Raw genomic sequence first — 12,099 nt, 5'->3', positions numbered from 1 at the left:
TTGTCTGTTTGACAAAACAGGTTTCACATTTGTCACGGTACAGTCGCCTTACTTTTCTATTTTGTAGCCCACGCCCCAGACCGTCGTGATGATCTTGTCCTCGCGGCTGTCCTCTTTTAACTTGCCGCGGAGCCGCCGGATATGCACCATGACGGTGTTGGTCGCCTCGTAGACGCGCTCGTTCCAGACATTTTGGAAAATCTCGTCGGTCGAAAAAACACGCCCCGTGTTACTCGCGAGCAGATAGAGAATGTCAAATTCGATCGGCGTCAGGCGAATCTCCTTGCCGTCGACCGAGACCTTGTGATTGTCGCGGTTGATGATGAGCCCGCGCACCGAAATCTCGCCCTTTTTCTTCGGACTTACCTCTTCTTCGCTGCTCCGCGGATTGAACTGCGTGTAGCGGCGCAGCTGGCTCTTGACGCGCGCCGTGAGCTCCAGCGGATTAAAGGGCTTTGTGACATAGTCGTCGGCGCCGGTGCCGAGCCCCTTGATTTTGTCGATATCCGCGCTCTTTGCCGAGAGCATGATAATCGGAATATTTCTGGTCTCCCGGATTTTCGCGCACATCTCGAGGCCGTCCATGCCCGGCATCATGATGTCCAGCAGCACGAGCTGTACCTCGTACTCGTTTAAGAGTCGGAGCCCCTCCTCGGCATCGTTTGCCTTGACCACCTGATAGCCGTCGCTGACCAGGTAGATTTCGACCAGATCCGCAATCTCCTTCTCATCGTCCACAACCAGTATCGTTGTCTCCGTCGCCATAGCTCCTCTTCCTCCTTGTCATACGCGAAAGCGATAGCCGACACCCCAGATGGTCTCGATGTACTGCGGCTTTGCGCTGTCCACCTCTATCTTTTCCCGTATCTTTTTGATGTGTACTGTAATCGTCGCGATTTCACCGATACTCTCTTCGCCCCAGATTTCACGGAACAATTCGTCCCGCTTGAACACGCGGTTCGGGTTCGAGGCGAGGAAGTTCAGAAGATCGAACTCCTTTGCCGTGAGCGTGCGCTCCTCGCCGTTCACAAAGACGCGGTGCGCGCTCCGGTCTATTTTCAGTCCACGGATTACGAGGACATCTCCCTGTTTCGCGGAGACTAGGCGCTCATAGCGGCTCAAATGCGCCCGCACGCGCGCCACAAGCTCCCGCGGCGAGAAGGGCTTCGTGATATAGTCATCGGCGCCGAGCCCGAGGCCCTGCACCTTGTCGATATCGTCCCGCTTGGCACTCACAATCAGAATCGGGGTGTTAAAGCGCTCTCTGACCTCGCGGCAAATCTCAAATCCGCTCTCCCCCGGCAGCATCAGATCCAGAATCATCAAATCGTAGGTGCCGCTCAGTGCCTCCTGCATGCCCTCGCGCCCGTTGAAGCAGAGTTTCGTCTCAAAGCCGCTCGCCTGCAGATAGTCGCGCTCCAGCTCCGCTATGCTCTCATCGTCCTCGACAATCAATATGCGTTTCAAGTCATATCCTCCATATGTTTTCTGAGCGAGAATAGTATCGTCATGCCCTTCCCGGGTTCCGAGCGCGCCCAGACCCTGCCGCCGTGATCCTCTATGATTTTCTTCACAATCGAGAGGCCTATGCCGCTGCCGCCCTTAAAGCTCCGCGCCTCATCCGCGCGAAAGAAACGCTCAAACACATAGGGCAGCTGCTGCTTCGAAATGCCGGGGCCGTTATCGGACAGTTCCACGCGCACAAAATCGCCGTCGTCCATCACGCGCATCCGGATTTGTCCCGGCTTCTTGTCGCAATACTTAATCGAATTGCTGATGATGTTGTTGATGACGCGCCGCATCTGCTCGGCGTCGGCAATGATTCTGACCTCGCTGCCGAGTGCCGCCGCATAGGAAAAGAGAAACCCCTGCGCCTCGGTCTCGAGCCGCAAGTCTTCGGCGCAATCCGCAAAGAACTGGGCCGCCGGCAGAATCGCGAAGTGATAGGGAATGCGATTCGCGTCGATTTTGGTATAAAAGGTGAGTTCATCGATCAGATGATCCATCTCGTTTGCCTTGTTATAGATGGTGCGAATATAGCGGTCCATCTGTGCGGGACTGCTCGCGACGCCGTCCTGAATTCCCTCCACATAGCCCTTGATCGAGGTGATCGGGGTCTTTAAGTCGTGGGTGATGTTGCTTAAAAATTCCTTTGCGTCGCTGTCCGCCTTCTGCTTCTCCTCCTGATTCTCCTTCAGGCGGAGCCGCATCTCCTCAAAGTCATCCATAAGGCCGCGCATCTCGCTCGACACATCCTCGGTGTTCAGCGGCGCGTCAAAATTTCCGTTTTTAATTTCCCGCATCGCCTGCTCGAGACGCTCGAGCGGCAAAATCACCGCACCGTAGAACCAGAACGCCATCGAAAAAGCCACTATAACAAGAACAGCAATTCCCGAGATGAACACTTGCGTGGTCAGATAGGAATCGCTGTTCTTCCAAACGCCCAAAATGAAAAGTGCCATGGGAATGATGATAATCATCAGGACCGAACCGAATAATCTGATTCTGGTCTGCTTCACAGACAGTCCCTCCGAGCAAAACTATTCAAAATCTCAGGCGAGATATTTCTTCAACTGTTCCGCGCGGTCCGTCTTCTCCCACGGAAGCGAAAGATCCTCTCTGCCGAAATGGCCGTACGCTGCGGTCTGCCGGTAAATGGGCCGCTTCAGATCGAGCATGCGGATGATGCCGGCCGGCCGGAGATCGAACTCCTTCCGCACGATATCGCAGAGCTGCTCGTCCGAGAGCTTGCCGGTTCCGAAGGAATTCACCGAGACCGAAGTCGGCGTTGCGACGCCGATCGCATAGGAGAGCTGAATCTCAACGCTGTCCGCGAGTCCCGCGGCCACCAGATTCTTTGCGACATAGCGCGCCGCATACGCTGCCGAGCGGTCCACCTTGGACGGATCCTTGCCCGAGAACGCGCCGCCGCCGTGGCGCGCATAGCCGCCGTAGGTGTCGACAATAATCTTTCTTCCGGTGAGACCCGCATCGCCGTTCGGCCCGCCGATTACAAAGCGGCCGGTCGGATTGATGTAGAAGCGCGTGTGCTCGTCGACCAGTTCCGCCGGCAGCACCTCGTCGAAAATATACTTCTTGATGTCCGCGTGAATCTTCTCCTGGCTCACATCCGGATCATGCTGCGTCGAGAGCACGACAGCGTCAAGGCGCGCCGGCTTTCCGTTTTCATCGTACTCGACCGTGACCTGGCTCTTGCCGTCCGGGCGAAGATACGGGAGTTTCTTTGTCTTTCTGAGCTCTGTCAGCTTGCGGCAGAGCTTATGTGCGAGGCTGATCGGATAAGGCATGAGCTCCTCCGTCTCCCGGCAGGCATAGCCGAACATGAGGCCCTGATCGCCCGCGCCCTGGTTCAAATCCCACTCCTTCTCGCCCTCGCGCTCCTCGAGTGCGTGGTTCACCCCCTGCGCAATGTCCGGCGACTGCTCGTGGAGTGCGGTCAGCACGGCGCAGGTATCGCAGTCAAAGCCGTACTTGCCTCTCGTATAGCCGATCTCCCGGATGGTATTGCGCACCAACTGCTGATAGTCAATCCGCGCCGTTGTGGAAATTTCTCCCATCAGCACAACGAGGCCGGTCGTCGTCGAGGTCTCGCAGGCCACGCGGCTCTCCGGATCCTCGGCGAGCAGTGCGTCCAGAACCGCGTCCGAAATCTGGTCGCAAATTTTATCCGGATGTCCCTCGGTCACGGACTCCGAAGTGAATAATCTTCTCTCCATTCTCTCTCTCCTCTACTGCTTGCTCATCCGGCGACCAGCTTGAACTTCCGGGCCTCCCGCTCGTTCTCCGCCAATTCAATCACGGCGCCGAGCGCGCGGAGCTTTTCCTCGAAATGTTCATAGCCGCGCTGGATAAAATGGATATCTGAAATTGTTGTGATGCCATCGGCCGCAAGACCCGCGAGCACCAGTGCCGCACCTGCCCGAAGATCGCAGGCTTTGATCTCCGCGCCGCTGAGTTTCTCGACTCCGCTGATGATGGCCGTATTGCCTTCCACCTTGTTACAGGCGCCCATGCGCCGGAGTTCCTGCAGATAGCGGTAGCGGCTCTCAAAAATTGACTCGGTCAACACGCTTGTGCCGCGCGCCAGAGACATCGCCGTACCGACCTGCGGCTGCATGTCGGTCGGAAAGCCCGGATAGGGCAACGTCTTTACATTGACGGCGCGAAGCCGCGGCGTCCCGATGACACGAATCTCGTCGTCGGACTCAACCAGCTCACAGCCCATCTCATAGAGCTTTGCGCTGATTGCCTCCATATGCTTCGGAATCAGGTTTTTCACGCGGATATCGCCCCGCGTAATTGCCGCCGCGAACATGAAAGTGCCTGCCTCAATCTGATCCGGGATAATCGAATAGGTGGTGCCGTGAAACCGCGGCACACCGACAATGCGGATCACATCGGTGCCTGCGCCCTTGATATTCGCGCCCATGCTGTTCAGAAAGTTTGCGACATCCACAATGTGCGGTTCCTTTGCCACATTCTCGAGTATAGTTCTTCCCTCCGAGAGTGCAGCTGCCATCATCACATTGATGGTTGCGCCGACCGAGACAACATCGAAAAAGATATGCTCGCCGCGCAATCTCTTCGCCGCAACGCAGATTCTTCCGTTGACGAGCTCCGCCTCTCCGCCGAGTGCCGTGAAGCCTTTCAAATGCTGGTCTATGGGGCGCTGTCCGATATCACAACCGCCCGGCATCGGCACATCCGCCCACCGGTACTTGCCGAGCAGGGCGCCGATCAGATAATATGAGGCGCGAATCCGCTTCATATTCTCCGATTCCACCGAGAGCGCAGAGATGGATTTGCCGTTGATGCGCACGGTGTGCGTGTCAAGGCGCGTCACTTCCGCCCCGATCTCCCGGATTGCCTCCAGCATCATATTGATATCCCGGACGTCCGGTAAGTTTTCAATCAACACATCCTCATCGGCCATGACGGATGCTGCGAGTATGCCAAGCGCCGCGTTCTTTGCGCCGCTAATCGTGACTTCACCGACCAGCGGATTTCCGCCTTTCATGATATATTGTGCCATTTCACTCCTTTTGGCGTATTGTCGCCAGAACATGGTCAGTGCGAGTATATCACAGCTTTCTTGGTTCGTAAATCAGCGCGCGGCCGGGAGCGCCGTAAAGTCACATCTTCCGTTCTCAAACATGCGCTCTGCCTCCTCCATTGTGAGCTTAAAGTAAGTACCGTCGTCAATCCGGTACAGCGAAACGGTCGCGCGGTCGTAGCCGTAGAGTATCAGCGGCGCGCCGCCGTCCGAATAGGCGAGCAAGGGCATGCCGTTTGCGACAAAGTAGAGCGCCGCGCGGAGATCGGTGCCGTAGAGATCCAAGGCCGTGCCGTTCTGCCGCGCTGCCAAAAGGGCATCCTTACTCTGCTCCGGGCTCTTGATATTGCGCGCGCTCGCCGTGCCCGCGCGGCAGTAGAGCATGCTGCCGTCGGCGCGCACATAGCCCCGGCTCTCATAGGCCGCATTGATGGCCTCACCTGCGGTCTGAAAGCGCCCAAGATACTTGCCCTGACCGTACGCCTCGTAGCGCGCGCCGTCATCGCTCTGCTTGTCAACCTGCATCCGCGGCGCACTGTCAAAACTCACGGCGTCCGAGGCCGCCGCACGGGCTCTTCTGTCCTGGAAGCCGCGCGGTGTCGCCGTGTAATAGACCTTCTCCTTCTCCGCGCTGTTCTCCGTCAGCACCCGCGGCGCCACCTCTTCGAGCGAATTCGAGACGATGGTATCGCTGCCGATCACGCGAAAGCTGTGGTCTCCGGTCTTCGACAGCTTCTCGAGGTGCACGCGCGAACCGGTCACATCGATATCCGAGAGCAGTACACCGTTCTCCTCATAGCGCGTCGGATCCGGCGTCTTCGCATTGTTATCCGTAATTTCGAGCGCCGAGAGCGGGAGCTCCCGCGTGATGCCGTTCAAATCCCAGGTATTTCCCTCTTCGGCGAGCCCGACCGTCAAATCGTGTCCGAGATAGCCGAGCGGGCGAAGTAACTGCCCTGTGCCGGCGTTAATATTAGTCCGGCTCCGGTTGGCCACCTGCATTTGTACCAGCGTCGCCGCGCCGAAGCGATTTGCCGTGTCCTGCCAGGCGAGTTCCTCCTGCGAGGCGCTGACCTGCAGGTTACTCTGCGCCGCATCGGCACAGAGCACAATATACTCCTTGCTCTGCAGATCGAGTCCGTAGACCGCATTGCCGAGCTTGAAATAAAACATCGAGCCGCCGCTCTCCGCCGAGAGCGTTTCCATATCCGCCCAGAGTTCCTCAAAGCTCTCCGTACTCGGAATAAACGCCTGTTCCGTGACCGCGCTCTTTGCACTGTCATAGTGCATCAGCGAGATGCCGACTTCGCCCTCGTGTTCGCCGCGGTTCATATACCCCGCAAGCACAAAATCAATGTCTCCCTTGTCGGAGAGCGAGAGGATTTTCAGGCGGTGCTTCCGGTAACCCGCGCGGATACCGCTGTCCACACCGCTCCGGAACGAGAAGATGCGCGTGTAGAGGCTGCGCGCGCCGTCGAGCAGCCAGAGGTCTCCGCTTGACACCACGGCTTTCCAGCGCTTACCCTTGCTACTCTCCGCCTGTACACTGCCATCCTCGCTGATGCCGAGGTACATCTTATTGCCGGAAAAACCGGACTGATCGCCGAGGAAAATCTCGTGCATCGTGCGGGTGTAGTCCATGAGGTAAATGCGCTCCGGTCCCTTTCGCATCACGAAATTCTCATTGATTTCAAACTGCATCTGGCTCTGGTCCTCGCTGTCCCGCGACGCAAGAAAACTCCGCGACACAATGGCCGTGTTCCCGTTGTACTCGAGGAGACGAAGATCCGCCTCGCCCGTAATCGTGAGTTTGAGTCCCCCGTAGGTCAGCTGATTAAAGCTCGACTTTAAATCGACATGTCCGAGGCTCGTATTGTCGCCACCGTCGCCGCTCTCGAGGAAGACAGCATTTTCCTTCGCGCTGTCATAGTCGAAGTTCCGGTCGCTGAAGCCCTCCGCGAGCGCCACAAAGTCGCCCGCCCGGCCTGCGGCGTCCAGCAGAATGCGCGCGTAGTAGTGCAGCTCGCCGGCCTCCGCGGTTTTCACCGTGAGATCCAGGCGATACTCCGTTCCCGGCTGCACGAGATTCTGAATCGGCAGGACCACTTTTACGTTTTTATCCTGTGTCTCCCAGTCCGTAATCTCGGTCCGCTCAATCAAATCCTTTAAGTCGGTCGAGCGGATTTCGTAGCGGATGCCCGTCACAGTCACCGCACCGCTCTCCACCGAGAGCGGCAGCTTCCGATCCTCCGGCAGGATAATCAGGCTGTCATAGGCGATATCGGCGTCGGTCGGATTCTTGTAGGCGCGCAGCACATCCATGCGGCGCGACAGGGTCTCCGTCCAGACCACCGGCAGTGCCGGCTCGGCGAGATAGGTTCTCTCTCCCTCGCGCTGCTTCCGCTGCTCCCGCAGAGAGAGCGCGAACCAGACCGTGAGCGCCACCGCAAAGAGCAGGAAAAAAAGCAGCAAACGGAAGCGCAATCTTCTTTTTGGCGCATGATTCATCGTAATTGACATAACTTCTCTCTTCTTTCAGGCTCTGTGATTGTAAAACGACAAGCGAAATGTTATTCTATAGGTTAGCAGATTTGTAGCAGAGGAGGCAGCTTTTTTTATGAGTGAAGACAGACCAGACCGAAGAATCCGAAAGACACGTGCGGCACTGCGCCGCTGTCTTAGTGCGCTTCTCCTGAAAAAGCCTGTCAAGGATATCAGTGTACGGGAGCTCACCGAGCTCGCCGACATCAACCGCGGCACCTTTTATCTGCACTATCACGATGTCTTTGACCTCCTGAAAAATCTGGAGGAGGAGATGTTTCTCCAGTTCACCGCGCTCCTTGAGCGCCATGACGTCCAGGAAGTCAAGGGCAGTCCCCGGAAACTTCTGATTGACCTGCTCTACTTTGTCCAGAAGAATGCAGATCTGTTCCGGATTCTGCTCGGTGTGAACGGCGACCCGCATTTCCTCGATCAGCTCCGCGCGGTCTTTCAGGAGAAAATCCTGGTGCCGTGGTGGGCTGCCATCGACGGCAACTCTTCCTACGAGTATGAATATTTTTACTCCTATGTCATCGACGGCGCAATCGGTATGATACGCCGCTGGGTTGAAAATGACACCGATTTATCGCCGGAGGATATGTCCGCGCTCGCGGAGCGCTTCATTGTCTTCGGCTCCTCCACCCTGTTACCGCCGGACTGGACTCTGACCCGGTCCTGATCCTTGAGATAGCAAAAGAGCGTCGGCACTGTGCCGACGCTCTTTTTGTCCCTCGTCAATTTTCGCCCGGCTTCTCCACCTGGACAATCGCAGACTTCTGCATCGGGATTCGGCAATTCTTGTTGTTGCCAAACTCAACGATCACGGTGTCATCGGTCATGTCGATGATAACACCGTAAAAGCCCGCCGTCGTGAGCACCGAATCGCCGATTGCGATGCTCGCAAACAACTCTTCCTGCTGCTTCTTCTGCTTCTGCTGCGGGCGGTATGCCATGAAATAAATCAGCGCACCGAAAAATACAATGTAAACACCCCAGAACAGGATGTTGTTCGTCCCGCCTGCCAGTAAGACTCCGCTCATGCTTTTGCCTCCATACCTTTTATTTTTCTCTCTTTGTATGCCCGGAACTCACCCTTTTCGATGGCGTCACGGATTTCCTGCATCATTGTATTATAGAAGTAAAGATTATGCAAGACGCAAAGCCGCATTCCGAGCATCTCCCCCGCCTTTAAAAGGTGGCGGATATACGCGCGGGAATAGGAGCGGCAGGCCGGACAGCCGCAGCCCTCTTCAATCGGCCTCGGATCCAGCTCATATTTTTTATTGAAGAGATTAATCTTGCCGCTGTTTGTATATGCATGGCCGTGGCGGCCGTTTCTGGAAGGATACACACAGTCAAAGAAGTCCACACCGCGCTCCACCGCCTCCAGAATGTTCTGCGGCGTCCCGACGCCCATCAGGTAAGTCGGCTTTTCGCGCGGCAGCTCCGGCACCACGGCGTCCAGAATGCGGTACATCTCCTCGGCGCTCTCGCCGACCGCCAGGCCGCCGACCGCATAGCCGTCGAGATCCAGTTCGCCTATCTCTCTCGCGTGACGTATGCGCACATCCTCGAGAATACCGCCCTGGTTGATGCCGAACAAGAACTGCTCCGGATTCACGCGGTCCGGCAGGGCATTGAGCCGCGCCATTTCCGCTTTGCAGCGCTTTAACCAGCGCGTGGTCCGGTCCACACTCTGCTCGATATAGCTTCGCTCCGCGAGGCTCGGCGGGCACTCGTCAAAGGCCATTGCGATCGTAGAGCCGAGATTCGACTGGATTTGCATGCTCTCCTCCGGTCCCATGAAAATCTTTCTGCCGTCGATGTGCGAGCGAAAGGTAACTCCTTCCTCCTTGATTTTCCGCATGCCCGACAGCGAAAACACCTGAAAGCCGCCGGAGTCCGTGAGAATCGGTCTGTCCCAGTGCATAAAGCGATGCAGACCGCCGAATTCGTGTATCAGCCGGTCGCCGGAGACCTTTCCGTCGCCCGGGCGCACATGGAGATGGTAGGTGTTTGAGAGCTGTACCTGCGTGCCGATTTCCTTCAGATCGTCGGTCGAGACCGCACCTTTGATAGCCGCGACCGTCCCGACATTCATAAAGACCGGGGTCTCAATGCTGCCGTGCACCGTCTCCATATGTGCACGCTTTGCTCTTCCCTCACTTGCCAGAATTTTGTATTTCACTCTTTTTCCTCTCTGCCAAGAAGAGGAGGAGCTCTGCTCCTCCTCTTCCTCTGCCGTCTGTTCGAGAGCCCGGCTCTCTTGTTTCCTTACTTTTTCTTTTTCTTTGCAGCCTTTTCAGCTTTCTCCGCTTCCTTGGCAGCGGCCTCAGCCTCCGCCCTCTGCTTATCGTGCCGCGTCTCCATGAGATCCCAGAGCGGGCTCGCGATTGCAATCGACGAATAGGTGCCGAAGATCGTACCGACCATGAGCGGCAGCGTGAAATCGCGAATCGACGATACGCCGAGCAGGAACAGAATGAAAATCGTCACAAAGGTCGTGAGCGAGGTCAGAACGGAGCGCGAGAAGGTCTCCGTGATACTCTTGTTTGCGAGTTCCTTTCTGTCCATGCGCGGATAGAGCTTCTGATTCTCGCGGATGCGGTCAAAGATAACGATTGTGTCGTTAATCGAGTAACCGACCAGTGTCAATATGCAGGCCACGAACGAGGAGCCGATGCTCCAGCGGAACAGCACATAGAACGCAAACAGAACCAGCACATCGTGGCAGAGGCACATGATAGCCGACGCCGCGAAGCGGAAATTCGAGAAACGGAAGCGGATGTAGACCAGCATGAGAAGCAGTGCAATCGCAACTGCAAGCACCGCGTCACGGCGCATCTCACCAGAGATGGTTCCCGTGATGCTCTCCGCCGTAATCTTCTCCTGGTCAACCGAGAACTTCTCCGCGAGTGCCTGGTCGAGGGACTGGCGCTCTTCGACACTCAGCGCGCGAGTCTTGATGATGACTTCATTGGTGCCCTGCACCTTTGCCGCCTGAATATCGTTGTCGCCGGTCACAGCCGCGACCACGGGCTTCACTTCCGCATCAATCTGCTCGAGCGACATGTCCTGATTGAAGGTCACATTGGTCGAGGTACCGCCCTTAAAGTCAAGGCCGAAGTTCAGTGCGCTGCCGGTCTTTGCCTGGTAAACGCCCATGCCGATGAAACCGGAGGCGATGACGACCAGCGCAAAGCCGAAGAAGAATTTTCTCTTGCCGATAAAGTCGAAGGTCTTTCTCTCCTTGACCGCGCCGAACAATCCCTTCTTGTCGAGGCCGAGCTCCAGGAACGCCGTGACCCAGCTTCTCGTAATCAAAAGAGCCGTGAACATCGAGACCACAACGCCGAGTCCGAGGGTCGTCGCAAAGCCCTTGATGGTGCCGGTGCCCATGATGTAGAGAACTGCCGCCGCAATCAGCGTCGTGATATTTCCGTCGACAATCGCAGAGAGTGCCTTGTGGAAGCCGGCCTTGACCGCATCCCGCACGCTTCTGCCGAGTCCGATCTCCTCACGGATACGGGTAAAGATGATGACGTTCGCATCGACCGCCATACCGACCGAGAGAATAATACCCGCGATACCCGGAAGGGTCATCGTGATATCAAACGCGCTGATTAAGCAGACCGTGAGGCTAATGTACAGTGCGAGTGCGAGCGAAGCCGCGAGGCCCGGCAGCCAGAAGATGCCGACCATAATGGCGACAATCGCGAGAAAGCCGACTGCGCCGGCCTTCAAGCTGGTGTGAATCGCCTGCTGGCCGAGCTGTGCGCCGACCACATTCGAGCGGAGCTCTTCGAGCTCGAGACGCAGCGAACCGATACGGATGGTGGACGCGAGCTGGTCTGCCTCATCGTAGCTCTGCATACCGTCAATCTGGCAGGTGCCGCCGGTGATGGCTTCCTTGACCACAGGATTCGAATAGGTTCTGCCGTCGTAGATAATCGCAATGCGCTGACCGACCAGCTTGCTCGTCGCTTCGGCAAAGGCCTTCGAGCCCTCCTCGGTGAAGACGAGTTCCACGAGATACTGGCTCTGTCCCGTGGTCTTGTTCTGCATCTGCGCAGGCTTTGCACTCTTCACCTGATCGCCGGTCAGAATGGTGTTGCCGCTCGGGTCCACGAAGGTCAGCGAACCCGGCCGGCCGAGATCCTCGAGAATCTGGTTTGCATCGGAGACGCCCGGAATGTCAATGTTGATGCGGTTCCGTCCCTCCTGATAGACCTGCGCCTCGGTGGAATACGTCTCCACACGCCGCTGGAGCTTGAAGATGGTATCCTTCATGTCCTGCGAGCTCGGATTCTCTTCCTTCGCCTGATATGTGATGCTGACGCCGCCCGCCAAATCGAGGCCGAGCTTAATCTTGTTTCCGCGCATACTGTCGAATGCGAGATACAAGAAGCCGACCAGCACTGCCAGGAGCACCAGAAGGCGCAGCGCACCCTTTCCCTTTTCGCTCTTCATACTAGCTACCCTCC

At 56.9% G+C, this 12,099-nt stretch carries 10 protein-coding genes; 1 reads left to right on the top strand and 9 read right to left on the bottom strand.

Features of this window, described 5'->3' with window-relative positions; all coding sequences use genetic code 11:
• Nucleotides 1-48: 48 nt before the first annotated feature.
• From HMPREF9623_RS08310 to HMPREF9623_RS08285, 6 genes are all read right to left on the bottom strand, one after another.
• The gene (locus tag HMPREF9623_RS08310; RefSeq protein WP_009533458.1) at nucleotides 49-765 is read right to left on the bottom strand and encodes a response regulator transcription factor; all 717 of its coding nucleotides are present in this window, start codon (nucleotides 763-765) and stop codon (nucleotides 49-51) included.
• An 18-nt stretch (nucleotides 766-783) separates the two neighbouring features.
• Nucleotides 784-1,467: a response regulator transcription factor gene (locus HMPREF9623_RS08305; RefSeq protein WP_009533457.1), complete on the bottom strand. Its 684-nt coding sequence runs from the start codon at nucleotides 1,465-1,467 to the stop codon at nucleotides 784-786.
• The gene (locus tag HMPREF9623_RS08300; RefSeq protein ID WP_009533456.1) at nucleotides 1,464-2,519 is read right to left on the bottom strand and encodes a sensor histidine kinase; all 1,056 of its coding nucleotides are present in this window, start codon (nucleotides 2,517-2,519) and stop codon (nucleotides 1,464-1,466) included. Before HMPREF9623_RS08300 ends, HMPREF9623_RS08305 begins: the two co-directional genes overlap by 4 nt.
• A gap of 33 nt (nucleotides 2,520-2,552) precedes the next feature.
• The gene (gene metK, locus HMPREF9623_RS08295; protein ID WP_009533455.1) at nucleotides 2,553-3,737 is read right to left on the bottom strand and encodes a methionine adenosyltransferase; all 1,185 of its coding nucleotides are present in this window, start codon (nucleotides 3,735-3,737) and stop codon (nucleotides 2,553-2,555) included.
• Nucleotides 3,738-3,760: 23 nt separating this feature from the next.
• Nucleotides 3,761-5,053 carry a UDP-N-acetylglucosamine 1-carboxyvinyltransferase gene (locus tag HMPREF9623_RS08290; RefSeq protein ID WP_009533454.1) on the bottom strand — a complete coding sequence of 431 codons (1,293 nt, stop codon included), beginning with the start codon at nucleotides 5,051-5,053 and terminating at the stop codon, nucleotides 3,761-3,763.
• 72 nt (nucleotides 5,054-5,125) lie between these two features.
• Nucleotides 5,126-7,594 carry a hypothetical protein gene (locus HMPREF9623_RS08285; RefSeq protein ID WP_009533453.1) on the bottom strand — a complete coding sequence of 823 codons (2,469 nt, stop codon included), beginning with the start codon at nucleotides 7,592-7,594 and terminating at the stop codon, nucleotides 5,126-5,128.
• 97 nt (nucleotides 7,595-7,691) lie between these two features.
• Between HMPREF9623_RS08285 and HMPREF9623_RS08280 the strand changes: the two genes are divergently transcribed.
• Nucleotides 7,692-8,294, top strand: a complete 603-nt coding sequence (locus tag HMPREF9623_RS08280) for a TetR/AcrR family transcriptional regulator (RefSeq protein WP_009533452.1) — start codon at nucleotides 7,692-7,694, stop codon at nucleotides 8,292-8,294.
• Between the two features lie 55 nt (nucleotides 8,295-8,349).
• On the opposite strand, the gene yajC is transcribed toward HMPREF9623_RS08280, so the two are convergent.
• The 3 genes from yajC to HMPREF9623_RS08265 form a co-directional block, all read right to left on the bottom strand.
• A complete protein-coding gene (yajC, locus tag HMPREF9623_RS08275) occupies nucleotides 8,350-8,655 on the bottom strand; it encodes a preprotein translocase subunit YajC (protein ID WP_009533451.1) in 306 nt (101 codons plus the stop codon).
• A complete protein-coding gene (gene tgt, locus HMPREF9623_RS08270) occupies nucleotides 8,652-9,755 on the bottom strand; it encodes a tRNA guanosine(34) transglycosylase Tgt (RefSeq protein ID WP_408640649.1) in 1,104 nt (367 codons plus the stop codon). The genes yajC and tgt overlap by 4 nt, the downstream gene beginning before the upstream one ends.
• Nucleotides 9,756-9,889: 134 nt before the next feature.
• Nucleotides 9,890-12,085, bottom strand: coding sequence for a protein translocase subunit SecDF (locus HMPREF9623_RS08265; RefSeq protein ID WP_009533449.1), 2,196 nt, complete (start codon nucleotides 12,083-12,085; stop codon nucleotides 9,890-9,892).
• Between the last annotated feature and the right edge of the window lie 14 nt (nucleotides 12,086-12,099).

This window comes from Stomatobaculum longum (assembly GCA_000242235.1).
Lineage (GTDB): Bacteria > Bacillota > Clostridia > Lachnospirales > Lachnospiraceae > Moryella > Moryella longum.
This window is presented reverse-complemented; position numbering and strand designations above follow the sequence as displayed.